At 61.2% G+C, this 17898-nt stretch carries 12 protein-coding genes; 3 read left to right on the forward strand and 9 right to left on the reverse strand.

Annotated features, from left to right (window positions below; genetic code table 11):
- The first annotated feature begins 57 nt into the window (after nucleotides 1-57).
- Both pssA and BW43_RS02005 read left to right on the forward strand, forming a co-directional pair.
- Nucleotides 58-1401, forward strand: coding sequence for a CDP-diacylglycerol--serine O-phosphatidyltransferase (gene pssA, locus BW43_RS02010; protein ID WP_032891275.1), 1344 nt, complete (start codon nucleotides 58-60; stop codon nucleotides 1399-1401).
- 122 nt (nucleotides 1402-1523) lie between these two features.
- Nucleotides 1524-4418 carry a hypothetical protein gene (locus BW43_RS02005; RefSeq protein ID WP_032891277.1) on the forward strand — a complete coding sequence of 965 codons (2895 nt, stop codon included), beginning with the start codon at nucleotides 1524-1526 and terminating at the stop codon, nucleotides 4416-4418.
- Here BW43_RS02005 and efeO (BW43_RS02000) read toward each other — a convergent pair.
- The 6 genes from efeO (BW43_RS02000) to BW43_RS01975 all read right to left on the reverse strand — a co-directional run bounded on the left by efeO (BW43_RS02000) (nucleotide 4316) and on the right by BW43_RS01975 (nucleotide 11247).
- On the reverse strand, nucleotides 4316-5137 hold the full coding sequence (efeO, locus tag BW43_RS02000) for an iron uptake system protein EfeO (protein ID WP_032891279.1): 822 nt from the start codon (nucleotides 5135-5137) through the stop codon (nucleotides 4316-4318). The genes BW43_RS02005 and efeO (BW43_RS02000) overlap by 103 nt on opposite strands.
- A 28-nt stretch (nucleotides 5138-5165) precedes the next feature.
- Nucleotides 5166-6470 carry an iron uptake transporter deferrochelatase/peroxidase subunit gene (gene efeB, locus BW43_RS01995; RefSeq protein WP_032891281.1) on the reverse strand — a complete coding sequence of 435 codons (1305 nt, stop codon included), beginning with the start codon at nucleotides 6468-6470 and terminating at the stop codon, nucleotides 5166-5168.
- 15 nt (nucleotides 6471-6485) lie between these two features.
- Nucleotides 6486-7688: an iron uptake system protein EfeO gene (efeO, locus tag BW43_RS01990; protein ID WP_032891283.1), complete on the reverse strand. Its 1203-nt coding sequence runs from the start codon at nucleotides 7686-7688 to the stop codon at nucleotides 6486-6488.
- Between the two features lie 10 nt (nucleotides 7689-7698).
- A complete protein-coding gene (gene efeU, locus BW43_RS01985; protein WP_032891284.1) occupies nucleotides 7699-8544 on the reverse strand; it encodes an iron uptake transporter permease EfeU in 846 nt (281 codons plus the stop codon).
- Between the two features lie 115 nt (nucleotides 8545-8659).
- Nucleotides 8660-9652 carry a hypothetical protein gene (locus tag BW43_RS01980; RefSeq protein ID WP_122763673.1) on the reverse strand — a complete coding sequence of 331 codons (993 nt, stop codon included), beginning with the start codon at nucleotides 9650-9652 and terminating at the stop codon, nucleotides 8660-8662.
- Nucleotides 9649-11247 (reverse strand): J domain-containing protein, encoded by a 1599-nt coding sequence (locus BW43_RS01975; RefSeq protein ID WP_032891287.1) that lies wholly within the window; start codon nucleotides 11245-11247, stop codon nucleotides 9649-9651. Before BW43_RS01975 ends, BW43_RS01980 begins: the two co-directional genes overlap by 4 nt.
- A 129-nt stretch (nucleotides 11248-11376) precedes the next feature.
- Between BW43_RS01975 and BW43_RS01970 the strand changes: the two genes are divergently transcribed.
- Nucleotides 11377-12399, forward strand: coding sequence for an AraC family transcriptional regulator (locus BW43_RS01970; protein ID WP_032891289.1), 1023 nt, complete (start codon nucleotides 11377-11379; stop codon nucleotides 12397-12399).
- Between the two features lie 149 nt (nucleotides 12400-12548).
- On the opposite strand, the gene BW43_RS01965 is transcribed toward BW43_RS01970, so the two are convergent.
- The 3 genes from BW43_RS01965 to BW43_RS01955 form a co-directional block, all read right to left on the reverse strand.
- On the reverse strand, nucleotides 12549-13073 hold the full coding sequence (locus BW43_RS01965) for a hypothetical protein (protein ID WP_032891291.1): 525 nt from the start codon (nucleotides 13071-13073) through the stop codon (nucleotides 12549-12551).
- A gap of 229 nt (nucleotides 13074-13302) precedes the next feature.
- Nucleotides 13303-14718, reverse strand: a complete 1416-nt coding sequence (locus BW43_RS01960; protein WP_032891293.1) for an efflux transporter outer membrane subunit — start codon at nucleotides 14716-14718, stop codon at nucleotides 13303-13305.
- Nucleotides 14715-17894: an efflux RND transporter permease subunit gene (locus BW43_RS01955; RefSeq protein ID WP_032891294.1), complete on the reverse strand. Its 3180-nt coding sequence runs from the start codon at nucleotides 17892-17894 to the stop codon at nucleotides 14715-14717. Before BW43_RS01955 ends, BW43_RS01960 begins: the two co-directional genes overlap by 4 nt.
- Between the last annotated feature and the right edge of the window lie 4 nt (nucleotides 17895-17898).

Genomic DNA, 17898 nt, shown 5'->3' on the forward strand with positions numbered 1-17898 from the left:
GAGCAACCCCATGGTGTAAGCTCGGGGCCTCTTCGGATTCGACCCATTGCGAGCCCTATGCCGTCGTTCTTCAAACGCTCCCTGTTGCCCAAACTGCGTGGTTTCCCCCTCACTCCCGACGCGCTCGATGTGCTGTCCGGTGCGGATGCGTACCGCCGCTGCCTGCTGGAAAAAATCTCCCAGGCCACCCGGCGTATCTACATCGTGGCGCTGTACTTGCAGCAAGACGAGGCAGGGCAGGAGATCTACGACGCCTTGCACGCCGCCAAGGCTGCACGGCCGGAGCTGGACATCGTGGTGGTGGTCGACTGGTTGCGCGCCCAACGCGGGTTGATTGGTGCGGGCAAACAGCCCGGCAACAGCGCCTGGTACCAGGCCATGACACAGAGCCATGCCAGCGAAGTGCCGGTGTACGGCGTTCCGGTACAAACCCGCGAGCTGTTTGGCGTGTTGCACCTCAAGGGCTTTGTGATCGATGACAGCGTGCTGTACAGCGGCGCCAGCCTGAACAATGTGTACCTGCACAAGTTCGACAAATACCGGTTTGACCGTTATCACCTGATCCACAGCAAGCCCCTGGCCGATTCGATGCAGCACTTGGTGGAACACGGCCTGGTAGCGTCCAAAGCGGTGCACCGCCTCGACCTGCCCAACCCGCCCACCACCCGCAGCCTGCGCAACGACATCGGCGACCTGCGCAGCCGCCTCAAGCACGCGACCTACGACACCACGGCCGGGCAGTTGCCCAATGGCCACCTGTCAGTCAGCCCGTTGCTCGGCGTCGGCAAGAACAACCCGCTGAGCCGGGTGATCCTGGAGTTGATCGCCAGCGCCCAGCAGCAACTGACCATTTGCACGCCGTACTTCAACCTGCCATTGGCGGTCACGCGCGAGATCAACCGTGCCCTGGCGCGTGGCGTGAAGATCGACATCATCGTCGGTGACAAGACCGCCAACGACTTCTACATCCCACCCAGCGAGCCTTTCAAGGTCATCGCGGCACTGCCATACCTGTACGAAATCAGCCTGCGTCGCTTTGCCAAGCGCCACCAGCCGATGATCGACAGCGGCCAATTGAACCTGCACCTATGGCGCGATGGCGACAACACCTACCACCTCAAAGGCATGTGGATCGACCAGCGTTACACCTTGCTCACTGGCAACAACCTAAACCCTCGGGCGTTCCGTCTCGACTTGGAAAACGCCTTGTTGATCGACGATCCCCAGGGGCAATGGTTGGAACCACGGCGGACCGAGCTTGAGCAGATTTTCCAGCACACCACCCGCATCGACGGGTACGCGCAGTTGCAGACACTGGTGGATTACCCCCCGGCGGTCGGCAAGTTTCTGCGTCGGGTGAGCCGCGTGCGGATCGAGCGACTGCTTTACCGGATCCTGTAATCCGCCGCAACGCAACGCGTAAGGCGGCAAGACTCGGCTTACATTCAGCGCGTTTGAGCTTTCCTTAGATTGCCTCTCCAGACGAAGCCGTATTCCACGGCCTAGCGCAGAGAGGATTGAATATGTTGACGCCACTGTCGAGCACCGGCTCGCCCCCTCCATATGCTGTGCAGGCTCCCGTAGTCGGCGAAGACAGTGCCAAGCCCACGGTCCAGCAGCCGCGCCTATGGGCCGCCCCGGCAAACGTCGCCAACCTTGCCCAGGCGCCGCGCCTGAGTCCTGAACTGGTGGAACGGGACGCGCTGGCCGAGCGCCTTGAAGCCGGGCTTGAAGACCTGCCGGACGGCGCACGCACCGACTGGTCCGCCGAGGCCTGGGACGTTCCCCACACATCGCCACTGCTCGCGCGCAGCCAAGCGGCGATGGAGCGTTTGCAGGCATTTGTGTCTCGCCCGCAAATGCTCGCCCTGCTGCAGCGCGAGCGGTTCGATTGGGACGGTAAGCCCTTTCGAGTATCTGAAGGCCGCCTTGAACGCTTGAGCCCGGTGGGGGGCTGGGTGAATCTGACCCATTACGTCAACGACGTAGACACGTTGCGTGATGAGCTTGCGGCGTTGATCCCACTGACCGAACCACTGGGGAATGCCGTGTACTCGACGCCACGGGTTGACGCACGCCAGCTCCTCGAATTGAAGGGGCTGGGGTCGCCACGCACCGTGGCCGAGACACGCAATGTCATCCGCTGGTTACGGCTGTCGCTGCCGCCGGCGCCCGCAGTGGGTGACTACACCGGGCCATATTCCCCCGACACGTTGAGCGAGGCTGATAAGGCCACACTGACTAAAGTCGCGCGGATCAACCTGGACGACGTCAAACCTGGCCACATCGGTGGTTATTCGATCTATCAACCGGCGAATATGGGCCGTTCGTTGAGCGAGGTGCGGCGCGATATCGAGCAGCACCTGCAGCAACATAAAAAGCTGACGCCCGACCTGGCGGCGCTGGTCACCCCGGTATACCTGGCGCAAGCGGCGCCGGAAATGCTGGTCAAGGAAGTGCCGGACACGTTGCGTATCGGCACTCTGGCCTGGATGGAGCTACGCCTGGGCTGCACGCTGGCCGATCATGCTGCGCCGGGCACGTCACGGATGATGAGTGAACACCAGGTCCGTGCACTGACGACCCTGGTGCCCACCAGTGAGGCGCAAGCAGAATTGATGCAACTCAATGCGCTGAAAATCCTCGCCGACTGGGGCGTGTTGAACGGCGCCGTCAGGTTGCGCAGTGACGGCGAGTATTCGCAACATGACCTTCAGGAGGCGTCGCGGGCACTGTTCAAGCAGCAAGAAGAGACGGCCGAGGCCTTCGCCAGCGCCAGCGTGGAACTGCCGACGCGCAAGGCGCTGGCCATCCGGGAGTTGCTGCGAGTATTCCCCGACAGCACGGCGTCTGAGCTTGAGCGCATGAGCCTGGAACTGGCTAACGGCAAAGATCGCCGCAACGCACCGGTCACCGAACCGCGCAGCCGTTCGCTGTTGGAAACCTACATGACCGGCGACCTCACACCGGGAAAGTGGGTGCTCAGCAAGCATTTGCTAGCACCGCCGACGTCCGCGCAAACGCCCTATCAGCCAGACCGCGCGCCGCAGGTGGCGGAGGGCGCCCTGGAGTTACTGGATCGACGCGTTCGTCATCTGCCCGAGCTTGAACCGTTACTCAAAAGCACCGTCAACCGTCACCTCAAACAGCTCCAGGGCGCCTATGCCACGAAGCTCAAGTTGATGTTTGCCCAGTTACCCCTTGCCGAGCGCACGTTGATCGAGCTGGGCAAGGTCGAATTGTTCACCCTGCGTGGCGAAACTGGCGTCGTTCAGGTCGAGGAGACCCAGGCCCGCAAAGATGCGCAGCGCGGTCGCCACGCAACCCTGATGCGTGTGGAGCATGACCAGACGGTGGCCTATTACGAGGTCTTCGCCAGCGGCGAGCTGATCAAGCGTACAGACCTGCCCGACGCCATCGAGCTACACGGCGTGATTCGCAAGCAGCGCATCAGCGCGCCCCATGGTTCGGTGTATGTGCCGATAGTCCGTGGCACACAGATGCCCTTCGATCTTGCTGCCTACACGACCGGCTCTGCGCCACGGCCGGAGGCGATGGCGTCGTCGGTTATCGTTGAACCGCTGGGGGGAGCGATTGCGCCAGGCGAGTTGCCTGCCAACCACACGCTGCAAAGCTTCGTGCCCAACACTTATGGCTCGCGCAAGATCGCGGCCATTGCCGGCAGAATCGCTCAGGACAATTTCTACGAGCCCGCCGAGGCTCTCTTGCAGCGCGCGCGTGATCCGTTACCACTTGAAAAACGCCGGGAAGCCCGGGCCCGCGAGCACGAGTTTCTATTGGGGTTTGTGCCATTCCTCGGTGCGTACCAGGCGTTCAAGCGTGGCGATATCGCCCAGGGCCTGGGCAATTTGACCGTGGATATGATCGGCGTGGCCATCGGCGCCGGCGGTCAGGCGAGTGGCCTGCTGCGTTCGGCCAAGGCCTTGCTGCCCAACCCGGTGCAGCGACTTGCCACGCGGTTCAGACCCGCGGCCGCTACGGCGAATACGGCTAAAGTCGCGGCCAGTTTCAGCGAGCGCGCGTTTGACTTCATCAAACACTCCGGCCTGTTTGCCAATGCCGCGTTAAACCCGCTGGATGGTTATCCGCAGATGATCCATGCCGCGACGAAGGGCCTGGTAAAACTGCCGGTGCTGCTGGCGGGGGGAGCGACGAAATGGGGCAAGACTGCGCCGCATCTGCTCACGGCTGAAGAAAAATTGCGTACGTACATGATGGTTGCGGGGGGCCAGGCGAGCAGCGCCGAGCCGGTGATGCCCCGCGCCGGAGCGCGGGACATGGCGTCAGGTCTTGATCAGTTCAAGCCCAGCTTGCCGCGTAGCGTCGACAGGTCTTCAGCCAGCGTGTTCACCGGGCCTACCAACGCCTTGCGGTCGTTGTCCTTGACCTTATCGTAGGTCTCGAAACCGCCGTCCTTGGTCTTGTACTTGGCCAGAACCTTGTCCACGGTGGCGAAGTTCTTGTCGACCTTGGCCAGGAAGGCCTTGTCCTGTTTGTCGATCTGGCCACGGAACAGGTCGACGATTTTCTTCGCACCGTCGATGTTGCCCTGGAAGTCATACAGGTCGGTGTGGCTGTAGCGGTCCTCTTCGCCGGAGATCTTGGTTGCGGCGACCTCTTCCAGAAGGGCTGCGGCGCCGCCCACGACTTTTTCCGGCGGGAAGGTCAGGCCGTCGACCCGGGTCTTGAGGTCGTTGACGTCGGTGTTGAGCTTGGCCGTCAACGTTTCCAGGCCCTTGGTTGAGTTCTGCGAGAACAGCGCGTATTCGATGCGGTGGAAGCCGGTGAAGTCTTCGGCAGTCACGCCTTTTTCGTGGTCGTCGACACGGGAGTCGATGGACGCATCCAGATCGCTGAACAGCTCGGCGATCGGCTCGATGGACTCATAATGCACGCGGGTCGGCGCGTAGAGCTTCTTGGCGGTAGCCAGGTCGCCCTGGTTGATGGCGTCGGTAAACGCTTTGGTTTGGGTGACCAATTCACCGATTTCTTCGGTGACGTAGATCTTGTAGTCCGACACCGGCCCTACCAGATCCAGCGGCGCCGTGGTGGCGGCGAAGGCGGCCAGGGGTGAGAGGGTCACTAACAACGACAACGCGAGGGTCGACTTCTTCATAGGGCGGTTTCCGCTGTGGGGGTTGGTTTCAGGTGTTGGCAGTGGTTTGAGGGTGCGTGGCGGCAAGCAGCGTGCGACCGATGAAATCCTTGGGCCCGGTGACTCCCGGCAAGGTGAAGAAATACCCGCCGCCGACGGGCTTGAGGTATTCCTCCAGGGGCTCGCCGTTGAGTCGGGTCTGCACGCTGATAAAGCCTTTCTCCAGGTCAGCCTGGTAGCAGATGAACAACAGCCCCATGTCCAGCTGACCGTTTTTATTGACGCCGTTGGAGTAGTTGAACGGTCGACGCAGGATCAGGTTGGCCTGCGTCTGCGGGGTACGCGGGTTGGCCAGGCGGATATGGGCATCGAGCTTGGTCAGCTTGCCTTCCGGGTCCTTGCTGTAGTCGGGCACCTGGGATTCTTTCTGGCCATCCATGGGCGCACCGGTGGTCTTGACGCGGCCAATGATGCTTTCTTGCTCCTGCAGGGGCGTGCGGTCCCAGCGCTCGACGAAGTTGCGGATGATGCGCACCGCCTGGTAACTGCCATTGGCGGCCCAGGCCGGTTCGTCGCTGCCGGGTTGGACCCACACAATCTGGTCCATCGCCTTGTTGTCGTTGGAATTCGGGTTGGCCGAACCATCACGGAAACCCAGGAAGTTACGCGCGCTCTGCGCCGGCTCGCCGGGTTTGGCCGGCGCCTGTGGCGGCACGCTGCCTTCTTGTTTCCAGCGCACCAGCAACAGGTCGGGCAGGTTCTTCACGATGTCGCGCAGGGCGTGGATATTGGTGTCCGGTGTGTTAGAGCTGAATTGCAGGCTCAGGTCGCCATGGCACTGCGCCGGCTCCAGCGCATCGTTGGGAAAACCGACCATGCGGCTCAGACGCTTCGGTTTGGCGGCGTCCAGGCCGAAGCGTTCATCAAACAGCGATTCGCCGACAGACACGGTGATGGTCAGGTTGTCCGGTGTGACCACCGGGCCAAGGATCCCGGAATCGGTGGGCGGCAGCTTCGGGTCGACCTGGGGCACGGTGCCGCCGGTCATCAGAAAGCTGATGCGTTCGTTCAAGGTGCGGAACAGGCGCTCCAGGTCTTCACGGTCGCTGGCCAATACGTCGAACGCCACCAGCATGCCGCAGGCCGGGCGCGGGGTGACGATACCGCTTTGGTGCTTGCCGAAAAAATCGTGGTGGTCCTGGGTCTTGTCACTGCGCGGTGCGGTAGTGACTTGCTCGGCGGCGGCCGCCATGGCCGGGCAGGTCAGGGTGCTGCCGGCTATGGCCGCGCCGGTGGCGGCCATGCCCAAGAGGACACGGCGACGTTGGGCTGAAAACTGTTCTGAGTCACTCATAAAATTCGGTCGTCTTCACTGCAGGCCGGAAAGGCCAAGGGCGGGGTCGATTCCATCGAGTGCATCGGCCAGAGCCTTGGCCTTGTCGGCGATCTGCTTGCGCTGATCGGCGGTCACGCTGTCGTACGTGCTGTAACTGTCATTGACCTTGAACCCCGCGAGCTCGGCATCGAACGCGGCGAGGGCGTTGTCGATGTCGGGCAACAGGTCGGCAGCGGACTTGGTCAACAGTGGACGCATCAACTCGACCACTTTGTGCGCCACTTGCAGATTGGCGGCGAAACCGTTCAGGTCTAGGTGGCTGTAGCGCTCTTCCTCACCGCTGATGGCGCGCACATCGGCCAGACTGTTGAGGTTGCGCACCACGATACTCACCAGTCGCTCCGGTGGCAGCGATTGAGCCAGCAGTTGCTGCTTAAGCGTGGTGACATCGGTCACCAAGCGCTGCGCCACCGGGGCCAGGCCGTCGAGGCTGCGTTGCTGGAACAGGCTGTATTCGAGGCGATGGAAGCCGCTGAAGGCCGGGTCCTGTTCGCGTTTCTCGAAGTAATCGGCGCGGGCGTTGATCGCGTTGTCCAGCTCTGCCAGGCGCTGGGACGCCGGCGCCAGTCGTTGGTAAGCCTCACGGGCCGGCGCATACAGGGCCTGGGCCTGCGCCAGGTCACCGGCGTCGATTGCTTGTTGCAAGGCGGTCGCAGCCTTGACCAGCGCGCTACCCTGGCCGCTCAAGTACACGCGGAATTCCGACAGCGGGCCGATAAACGCCACCATCGACGGCTTGGCCTTGGCCTGGGCATCGGAGGCTGCCGTTGGCGTCACATGCAGGGTGCCACGGGGATTGCTCAACAGGCCGCAGGTGATCGCATAGTCGCCCGGCAGCAGGTTGGCGTTGATCACCTGGCTCAGACCGGGGGCAATGTTTTCCCGCTCTTCGACCACCAGGACGCCGTCGAGGATTTCCCATTCCACCGCGCGGTCGGAGCGGTTGATGATACGAAAGCTCGCGCGCCCGGCCGGAACCGTCAACGCATTGGGCTCGCAGGCGTGGCCATGAATCGTTACAGCGATCTCATTGCTGTTGGTCTGGCGCTTGGCGGCGGCCAATTGCGATGCGTAATAGAACAGGCCACCGGCGGCGATCATCACGACCACCGAGCCGGCCACCGCCCAGCGCAGGGCGCGGGGTGGCGAGGCGGGTTGAGGCGTTGGGTTGGACAAGAGACGGTCCTTACTGGCTGGAAACGGAAGAGGGCATGTTGGCGGGTTTGGCCGGTGCGGCAGGCAGGAAGAACATCACCAGCGCGACCACCAGGTAGATCAGGTAGGCACCCAGGGTGCTGACGGTCGGCGCTTCCTGGTAGCCGAACATGCCGGCGAGCACCGAACCCAGAGGGCTGTCCATCGGCAATGCGGCGCTGAAGTCGAACAGCACCGTTTGCAGGTGGTTCCACACGCCTGCTTCGTGCAGGGCCTGCACCGAATTGGCCAGAATGCCGGCGGCGACCACCAGGATGAACAGGCCGGTCCAGCGGAAAAACGCGCCGAGGTTGAGGCGCATGCTGCCGGTGTAGATCAGGAAACCCACGATGATCGCCAGGACCAGGCCGAGCAAGGCGCCAATCGGCGCGCCCGGGCCCTCGCTTTGCTGGAACACCGCCAGCAGGAAAAACACGGTTTCCAGGCCTTCCCGGGCCACGGCGAAGAACACCATGAGGATCAGGGCCGTGACCTGGTGTTTGGAACCGGTCAGAGCCTGATCAAGGGAGGCATGCAGGGAATGTTTGATGGAGCGCGCGACCTTGCGCATCCAGAACACCATGGAGCTGAGAATACCCACGGCGACCAAGCCGACGATGCCTTCGAACAGTTCCTGTTGTTTTTGCGGGAATTCGGCGCTGACCAGCTCCAGGCCACCGCCCACCAACAAAGCCAACGCGGCGGCGAGGAACACCCCGATCCACACCGCCGGCATCCATTGGCCGCGGCCAGTCTGTTGCAGGTAACTGGCGATGATGCCAACGATCAATGCTGCTTCAATGCCTTCGCGCAGCATGATGAGAAAGGGGACAAGCATTCGGCACCAGAGCGTAACTAGATAGGAGCCTAAGTTGTAACATAATGATACTCATTGCTAAACAGGAAATATTGACGTTTGCTGAACAGTGGCTGAACGACCAAGAGAAGGCCGCTCAGTAGTCCTGTCCGACGGCCTGGTTATAGGCGTCCACCAGCAAGTCAAAGCGCCGTTGTGTTTCAAAGTAATCAGCGTTTAGCCGGTCTGGGTCGGGGGTTTCGCTGGAATGCTGGGCAAGTGCTTGGAGCGCGCCAAGGTAGTCGTAACCGGGTTGTTTAATCCGCTGCCACAACTGTTGGGCCTTGGCTTCGGAGGTCGGTAGGTTGGGGCGCAGGTACCGCTGGGCGTAATCCCAGGTCTGCTGTATGTCGCTCAATGCGTCCGCCAATTGCTTGGGGGATCGTGGGTCAAGGCTGTGCATCGTGTCGCGGGTCTGCAGGATCAGGCCGGCGATAAGCGCCATCTGGTGTTCGTCACGTACCTGCAAGTGCTGCAGTTGTTGCAGGCGTATCCGGCGGTCGGCTACGTCCACGGCGGCGCGCAGTTCGGATGAGACCGTGAGGAATTTTTCCGCCACAGGGAAGAACTGCGCATCGCTGATCGCCCGCTGCGCAGGGGTGAGGCCAGGGACGGTTGCGCTGGGGTAGAAGTCGAACGCTTTCACCGATGAATAGACCTGCAGCAGGTGGTCCATATAGTCGTTGCGAAGCGCGGCGATCTGCGGCAAGTATTTTTGCAGTGCGCTTCTTTGCGAGGACGTCAGCAGGCACAGGTCCGGGCGTTTGGCGTCGTAGTCCAGCAGGCTCAATTGCGGGCCTTGTGTGCGCTGATACAGCTCGGGGAAACGCTCGATGAACGCCAGATTCGGGTCGTTGGCGCGGGGGCTGCGGCTGCGGTAGTTGAAGTACGCCACTCGCCAATTGCTGTCGACTCGGTTGAGGCAGTCGATCACCGGACGCAGCGCCTGGGCTTGCTGGTGCTCAAGCGCTGCCGGGCGGTTGGCCCAGGTTTTCAGCGGGGCGAGCATATCGGTATTCGTCAGCAGGCCCACGGTGCTCAGCGCCAGGGGCACGAAGGTGCAGAGGGCAGCAAAGGTGATGCGGTTCATGGTGTACACCCCGGCGCGCCAGCTTTGAGTCCGCTGCAACGGCTCATCAAGAACGGCTGCAAACCCTCATCACGGTGGATACGTTGATTGTTTTCGTACATCTGCGCGGCGCTCAGCAGCAGGGCGCCGAGGCCCAGGCCGATGGCCCATTGACGCGTCGACGGTCGCGCCGGCCAGCGCCACGTCAGTGCTGCACGTAATCCCGGCCGACCAAGCACGCGCTGCGCCAGGCCCAGGCCCTGCAACGTCAACACATAGCCCGCCAACGCGTAGTTGCCGAGGATCATCCAGATCAACAGGCCAAGCACCCAGCACGGCAGAATCTCGCGGATCACCAACGGTGGCGGCCGGCGAAAGCTCAGCCAGGGCGACAGGTGCACGGCAAGCCGCTCATCGATTTCACCAAAACCGTCGGTGGCCGGACGCCAGATCGCGAGGATGAGCAGGGCCGGTATGGCGATCAGGAAGGCCCAGGTAGGGGCCATGCCGAGGGATTCCATCAGGGTGTGGTCGGTCATTTGCTGGTCGTGGATCGCCCAGCCGACGGCCATGCCCAGCAACGCCACAAACATCGGCCAGGGGCGGCTGATGCGTTCCCAGTCGCGCCAGAAGTAGGGATCCTCACCGGGCATGTGTGCGCACAGGGCCGGGTACTGGTTGAGCAGGGTTTCGCTGAGGGTGCGGCAGGCGTTCCAGTCGGATTCGCCGAAGCGTCGGGCAAAGCGTTGGCGTTGTTCCAGCGTCATGTCGCCGAACAGCAACCTGGCCGCGCGCGCCTTGGGGTCACGGCTGTCCAGGCTGGCCTGGTGGTAGACCTGTGCACTGAAACGCTCCAGTACATTGCGTTCCTTTAACGCCGACCACTCAGGCTCGGGGCAGTGGTTTTCCAGGTACTGATCGGACCAGGCCTGCTCGGTGCACAGGGTTTCGAACAGCGGCTCGGACCAGAAGGTGCTGGCCAGCAGCGTGCGCGCGAGTACGTCATTGAGCCGCGCATGGCGCGCCAGGGGCTTGAGCCATTCGGTGTTATGCAACTCGATCAAGGCCGCCGTGAAGGCCTCGACCTGTTGTTGATTGAGTAATTCGGTGAGCGTGTGCTCGACGTCGGTAAACATCTGCTCCAACAAGGCAGCCAGACGATAGTCGGGCAGTCGCACGGGTGTTTCCCGTTGCCAGGGCGTGAGCCAGTGCAGATGAGTGACGGCCCAGGCCGCAATCGCGGGTTCCGTGCCATTCAGGCAGCGTTGCAGCAGCAGGGCCTCAAAAGCCTCGGCGCATCCAATGTGCTGGGCTTGCTCATAGAGACGCGCAAGATTGGCCGGTGTGGCGTCGTCCACTAAGGCTTGCGCCTGGTCCAAGCGCGTGTCGGGCTCGGTCGTAGCGGGCTGCACTGTGTCGACCGGGAGCGCTTGCGGCACTTCGACGGGCGCTTCATAACGGCTCCATTGCAGCGCGTGCTCATAGGCCTCGCGCAGGCGCTGGAAGCCGACAGGGTCTTCATCCGGGCGATGCTGTTTGAGCAACACCGCGTATTGGCGCTTGATACTGCGAGCATCGGCGTCGGACGGCAGCCCAAGTACTTCCCAGCAACTCATCGATTCCACTCCCTGTCGGTAAAAATCCCGGCGCAGAATACCCGAGACCAATACCTCGGTGCCTACTCTTTTGCCGCGCGACTGCCTAAGATGGCCGCACTTCACGCCACACAGGGCACGGCGGCGCCAATGTTGGAAAAAGACACCATCTCCATCCACCTCGTGCGCGAGGCCTTGTTGCAGAGCTGTGCAACCGGTGCGGCCACGATTGAAGTCTTGCGCAAAGTCGGGATTGACCCTGGGTTGCTCGAACTGCCGACCGCGCGCATTTCGGCTACCGCTTATGCGCGGCTGTGGCGTTTGCTGGCACGGCGCATGGACGATGAATTCTTCGGCATGGACCCGCGCAAGCTCAAGTCCGGCAGCCTGGCGTTTTTGTGCCATGCCTGCGTGGCGCAACCAACGCTTGCTACCAGCCTGGAAACCGGTTTGGGGTTCCTCTCGCTGATGCTGGAACGCATGCCCGCCCAGTTGGTGCGCCAACAGAGCCTGGCAGAGATTGTCCTGCACGAGCCCGAGCCTAAGCCGCAGCGCGCGTTCACCTATTTCACCTATTGGATGATCGTGCACGGCGTCGCCTGCTGGCTGGCGGGACGGCGCATTCCCATCCTGGCTATTGAGTTGCGCTGCCCACAGCCAGACTTTTACGACGACTACCAAGTGATGTTTTCCGACAACCTGCGCTTCGACCGACCGCGCACCCGTATGATCTTTTCCGCCGACTGCCTCGACTTGCCCATCAAGCGCAGCCCTGAAGAACTCAAGCGCTTCCTCGCCCACGCGCCGGCCAACATCCTGGTCAAATACCGCGACCCCGACAGCCTCGCCACACGGATCAAACACGACCTGCGCCAAATGCCCCCCGACACCTGGCCGGAAACCGACGGCCTTGCGGCCACCTTATGCATCTCCGCCTCAACCCTGCGCCGCCGTCTGGCGGAAGAAGGGCAAACCTACCAAGGCCTCAAGGACAGCGTGCGCAAAGAACTGGCGATAGTGTGGCTGGCGGAACCGCAGATCAGCTTCGCCGAGATTGCCGCGCGGTTGGGGTTTGCGGACACGAGCTCGTTTTATAAGGCGTTTCGGAAGTGGGCGGGGTCCAATCCTGGGCATTATCGGAGTTTGATTTTGAATGAAGTCACTCGCGTTTAAGTTCGGGGCGCAAGGGACTAAGAAATAACTGGCTGTGTCTTGCGTTTGCGTCTGACAGCATGATCCTTCGAACTTTTAGGAAGTGCCCGACTTACTTGGATTGATAATTCATGCGCGATTGATTGCACTGCAATTCTACGAGCCGTGGCTCAGGCACGCTCATCTACCGACAGGTTGTTATTTTCAGAGTTTACAAAATAGGCCAGGGCATTGATCACTTGATTTGCACTTTTCATTCCGCCAAGAATATAGGTGACATCTTCGGGTTTCGAGTAGCGGTCGGTACTGAAATATGCCAGTTGATCTTCATGTTTCTCATTGAATAGCGCTATAGCATTGAACTTAACGTCCTGTTTTGTCTGGTGCCCATTTTCATCGAATGCGCCATCGCCGGAAATGAACATACTAAATGTATTTCCATCTATCAGATCGCTCTCATAGAGTTTCCTACCAACGATTTTCAGCTCCTGGGTGCTGATCGATGTCATGTCATAGTTTTTCAGGAATGCCTTCAGGTCAGCCGTTTTCTCGGCGTTTTTGAGTTTTAATGTCTCCGCCGCCTTGGCCTCTTCATTCACAGTGAACGCATTTGTCACCATCGTCGGATTTCTGATTACGCGAGCATCTGTCTGCTTCGATAGCGTGGTTGCGGCATTCGTAACGAGCATGCCCATATCAATCTCCTGTTTGTATTAAGCATTCCATTCCTTGTCGACCATGAATCGGCCAATGTTAGTTTGCGATGTGAATGGAGAATGTTCTGACCGATATCACTGGGGAGTGTGGGGGGCACGTCCCAATGCACACGCCTGAAAAGTATCCGACCAAAAAAAAGCCCCATGACCAAACAGGCCACGGGGCTAAAAATTGGTTGGATGCGACCAACCAAAGGAGCTCTTTACATCACTTCGCCGTTGCTACAACGGTATCTGGCTTCCATCCACCTCCGAGTGCCTTGTAGATCGCCACGATCCCGCGATACAGGTCCACTTCGGCCTGGGCCTGGGAGTCTTCCGCGGCGAGGCGTTCGCGTTGGGCGTCGAGGAGGACGAGGAAGTCCACGGTGCCTTCGCGGTAGCGGATGGCGGCGAGGTCGGCGGCGGCGCGGCTGGATTCGCTTTGACGGATCAGTGAGATCAGGCGTTGCTGACGCTTGCTGTAGTCACTGAAGGCGTTTTCGGATTCTTCCAGTGCCAGCAACACTTGCTGCTCATAGGTCGCCAGGGCGCCATCGGCTTCGGCGTCTGCGCCACGCAAACGGGCGCGCACGCTGCCCAGGTCGAACGCGGCCCAGGTGATGCTCGGGCCGAGGGCCCAGGCATTCGCGGCGGACGAACCGATCTGTGAACCGCGCCCGGCGGTAAAGCCGAGGAAGCCGCTGAGGCTGACCTGTGGGAACAGGTCGGCCTTGGCCACGCCGATACGTGCGGTGGCGGCGGCCAGTTTGCGTTCGGCGCTGAGAATGTCCGGGCGACGTTGCAGCAGTTGGCCTGGATCACCGATCGGCAACGCTTTGGCAATCGCCGGCAGGTCTTTCGGGCCCAGGTCCACGCTCAACTTGTCCGGACGCTGGCCGAGGAGGGTGGCGATGCGGTTACGTTCGCGCACTTGTTCGGCTTGCAGTTGCGGCACGCTGGCTTCAACGGCGGCGAGGCGTGCGTCGGCGCGTTCCACGTCGAGTTGGTCACCCACACCGGCGTCGCGCAGGCTGACGGTGATGGTGCGCGAGTCCTGCTGGTTCTTCAGATTGTCCAGGGCGATCTTTTCACGCAGTTGTGCGCCGCGCAGTTGACCGTAGGCGTCCACCAGTTCGGCAATCAGGGTGACTTGCAACTGGTATAGATCGGCTTCGGCGGCCTGCTGGTCGGCGTCGGTGGCTTCCAGGTTGCGCTGGATGCGGCCGAACAGGTCCAGTTCCCAGGCCATGTCCAGGCCCAGGTCGTAACGCTCGGTCTTGACCCGGCGGGTGGTCTGGCCCGGGATCTGGCCCTTGCCCTGGTCGCTGCTGACGCGGCTGGTAATCGTCGGCATGGCATCATTGCTGGCGTCATCGCGGATTGCACGAGCAGCGCGCAGGCGGGCAAACGCTACGCGCAAATCGCGGTTACCTTGCAGCGATTGAGTCACCAACTGGTTAAGCGTCGGGTCTTCGAACTGCTGCCACCAGATGCCTTCGAACTTGGCGTGGTCATACTGCTTGGCGTCCGCGGCGGCGGTGATGTTCGCCGCCTCCGGGGTCTGGGTCTTGTAGTCCGGGCCCACGGCACAGGCGCTCAGCGCCAGTACCAGCAAGCTCGGCAGGAATACTTTCACACTCATTGCTGTGTCTCCAGCTTCAAGGCCTTGGCCGCTTTGCGCGCTTCGCTGCGCTCCACATAACGACGGATCAGTACGTAGAACACTGGCGTCAGCAACAGACCGAAGAAGGTCACACCGATCATCCCGGAGAACACCGCCACGCCCATGGCATGACGCATCTCGGCACCGGCACCGCTGGACAACACCAGTGGCACCACACCCATGATGAAGGCGAACGAGGTCATCAGAATCGGCCGCAGACGCAGGCGGCAGGCTTCCAGCACCGCGGCCAGCGGGTCGAGGCCCTCGGCTTGTTTGTCCTTGGCGAACTCGACGATCAGAATCGCGTTCTTACACGCCAGGCCCACAAGTACAATCAAGCCAATCTGAGTGAAGATGTTGTTGTCGCCACCCGAGATGATCACCCCGGTAATGGCCGACAGCAGCGTCATCGGTACGATCAGGATCACCGCCAGTGGCAGGCTCCAGCTCTCGTATTGAGCAGCCAGTACCAGGAACGCCAGCAGTACGCAGAGCGGGAACACGAACAGCGCGGTGTTGCCCGAGAGGATTTGCTGATAAGTCAGGTCAGTCCACTCATAGGTCATGCCGTTGGGCAGTTCATCCTTCAACAGTTTTTCAATCGCCGCTTCTGCCTGGCCGGAGCTGTAGCCCGGAGCGGCGTTGCCGTTGATTTCAGCGGTGATAAAGCCGTTGTAGTGCATCACGCGGTCCGGGCCTGAGGTGTCGCTGACCTTGATGAAGGTTGCCAGCGGGATCATCTCGCCCTTGTTGTTACGCACTTTCAGTTGGCCAATCTGGTCCGAATCATTGCGGAACTGCTGCTCCGCCTGCACGTTGACCTGATAGGTACGGCCGAAGCGGTTGAAGTCGTTGGCATACAACGAGCCCAAGTAGATCTGCAGGGTGTCGAAGATGTCGCTGATCGCCACGCCGTGGGTCTTGGCCTTTTCGCGGTCGATGGCGGCATCGACCTGGGGCACGTTGACCGTGTAGCTGGTGAACAGGCCGAACAGTTCCGGCACGCCATGGCTCTTGGTGATGACGTTCTGCACTTCTTTGTACAGTTCGTCATAGCCCAGGTTGCCACGGTCTTCGATCTGCAGACGGAACCCGCCGATAGTGCCGAGGCCCTGTACCGGTGGTGGCGGGAAGATCGCCATGTAGGCTTCCTGGATGTCGCTGTACTTGCCGTTCAACGCGCCGGCAATCGCACCGGCGGACATGCTCGGGTCTTTGCGCTCATCGAATGGCTTCAAGGTCACGAACACGATGCCGCTGTTCGGGCTGTTGGTGAACCCGTTGATCGACAGGCCCGGGAAGGCGATAGCGCTTTCCACGCCGGGCTGTTTCAAGGCGATGTCAGACATACGCTTGATCACGTTTTCAGTGCGGTCCAGGCTGGCGGCGTCGGGCAGTTGGGCGAAAGCCACCAGGTATTGCTTGTCCTGGGCCGGTACGAAACCGGTCGGTGTGTGGGCAAAGCCCAGCCAGGTCAGGACCATCAGGCCTGCGTACAGGAACAGTGCGATGCCGCTGCCGCGAATCACCCGGCGAACGGTGCCGACATAGCCGTGGCTGGCTTTTTCGAAGAAGCGGTTGAATGGACGGAACAACCAGCCACCCAACAGCTTGTCGAGGAACCTGGAGAAGCCATCTTTCGGCGCGTTGTGGCCCTTGAGCAACACCGCTGCCAGTGCAGGGGACAGGGTCAGCGAGTTGAACGCGGAGATCACTGTGGAGATCGCAATGGTCAACGCGAACTGCTTGTAGAACTGCCCGGTCAAGCCGCTGATAAAGGCTGCTGGCACGAATACCGCGCACAGCACCAACGCCGTCGCGATGATCGGACCGGTCACTTCGCTCATGGCTTTTTCAGTGGCGGGGAAGGGCTCAAGCCCCAACTCGATATTACGTTCGACGTTTTCCACCACCACGATGGCGTCGTCCACCACGATACCAATCGCCAACACCAATCCGAACAACGACAGTGCGTTAAGCGAGAACCCAAACAGGTGCATCACCGCAAACGTACCGATCAGCGAGACCGGCACCGCCACCAACGGAATGATCGAGGCGCGCCAGGTCTGCAGGAACAGGATCACCACCAGCACGACCAGGATCAGTGCTTCGAACAGCGTGTGAACCACCGCCTCGATGGAGCCGCGCACGAACACCGTCGGGTCATAGGCGATGCGGTAGTCCATGCCTTCGGGGAAGCTTTTTTTCAGCTCCGCCATCTTGGCGCGTACATCGTTGGAGATGTCGATGGCGTTAGAGCCAGGACGCTGGAAGATTGGGATCGCCACCGCTGGCTGATTATCGATCAACGAGCGCAGGGCATATTGGCTGGAGCCCAGCTCGACCCGTGCAATGTCCTTAAGGCGCGTGATTTCACCGTTATCGCCAGCGCGAATCACGATGTTCTCGAACTCTTCTTCGGTGACCAGGCGCCCCTGGGTGTTGACCGACAGCTGGAAGCTGGTGTCGTTAGGTGAAGGCTGCGCGCCCAAGGCACCGGCGGCGACTTGGCGGTTCTGCTCGCGAATCGCCGTCACCACATCGGTGGCGGTCAGGTTGCGCGAGGCGGTCTTGTTCGGGTCCAGCCATACACGCAACGAGTAGTCGCCCATGCCGAACAACTGCACATCGCCCACGCCGCCGAGCCGCGCGAGCTCATCCTTGATATTCAGGATCGCGTAGTTGGACAGGTAGAGCATGTTGTAGCGCTGATCCGGCGAGGTGATGTGCACCACCATGGTCAGGTCGGGGGAGGCCTTGTCCACGGTGATACCGATGCGCGTCACTTCCTCAGGCAGTTTTGGCTGAGTCCGCGTCACGCGGTTTTGTACCTGCACCTGCGCGTTGTCCAGGTCGGTGCCCAGGGCGAAGGTGATGGTCAGGGTCAGCTTGCCGTCAGCAGTCGATTGCGAGGACATGTACAGCATGTTCTCGACGCCGGTGATGGCCTGCTCCAGCGGCGCGGCCACGGTTTCGCCGATGACCTTGGGGTTGGCGCCGGGGAAGTTGGCGCGCACCACCACGGTCGGCGGCACCACTTCCGGGTATTCGCTGATCGGCAGTTGGAACAGCGAAATCGCGCCGGCGATCAGAATCAGCAGCGACAGCACCGCTGCGAAGATCGGCCGCGAAATGAAGAACTTGGAAAAATTCATCTTG

The organism is Pseudomonas sp. RIT357 (assembly GCF_000632245.1).
Classification (GTDB): domain Bacteria; phylum Pseudomonadota; class Gammaproteobacteria; order Pseudomonadales; family Pseudomonadaceae; genus Aquipseudomonas; species Aquipseudomonas sivasensis.

Excerpts from the sequence above, each read along its gene's own strand:
- pssA (WP_032891275.1), top strand. The coding sequence starts at position 58 with ATGCCGTCGTTCTTCAAACGCTCCCTGTTGCCCAAACTGCGTGGTTTC.
- BW43_RS01960 (WP_032891293.1), bottom strand. The coding sequence starts at position 14,718 with ATGAGTGTGAAAGTATTCCTGCCGAGCTTGCTGGTACTGGCGCTGAGC.
- efeO (WP_032891279.1), bottom strand. The coding sequence starts at position 5,137 with ATGAAGAAGTCGACCCTCGCGTTGTCGTTGTTAGTGACCCTCTCACCC.
- BW43_RS02005 (WP_032891277.1), top strand. The coding sequence starts at position 1,524 with ATGTTGACGCCACTGTCGAGCACCGGCTCGCCCCCTCCATATGCTGTG.
- BW43_RS01965 (WP_032891291.1), bottom strand. The coding sequence starts at position 13,073 with ATGGGCATGCTCGTTACGAATGCCGCAACCACGCTATCGAAGCAGACA.
- BW43_RS01970 (WP_032891289.1), top strand. The coding sequence starts at position 11,377 with ATGTTGGAAAAAGACACCATCTCCATCCACCTCGTGCGCGAGGCCTTG.
- BW43_RS01980 (WP_122763673.1), bottom strand. The coding sequence starts at position 9,652 with ATGAACCGCATCACCTTTGCTGCCCTCTGCACCTTCGTGCCCCTGGCG.
- BW43_RS01955 (WP_032891294.1), bottom strand. The coding sequence starts at position 17,894 with ATGAATTTTTCCAAGTTCTTCATTTCGCGGCCGATCTTCGCAGCGGTG.
- efeB (WP_032891281.1), bottom strand. The coding sequence starts at position 6,470 with ATGAGTGACTCAGAACAGTTTTCAGCCCAACGTCGCCGTGTCCTCTTG.
- efeU (WP_032891284.1), bottom strand. The coding sequence starts at position 8,544 with ATGCTTGTCCCCTTTCTCATCATGCTGCGCGAAGGCATTGAAGCAGCA.
- BW43_RS01975 (WP_032891287.1), bottom strand. The coding sequence starts at position 11,247 with ATGAGTTGCTGGGAAGTACTTGGGCTGCCGTCCGACGCCGATGCTCGC.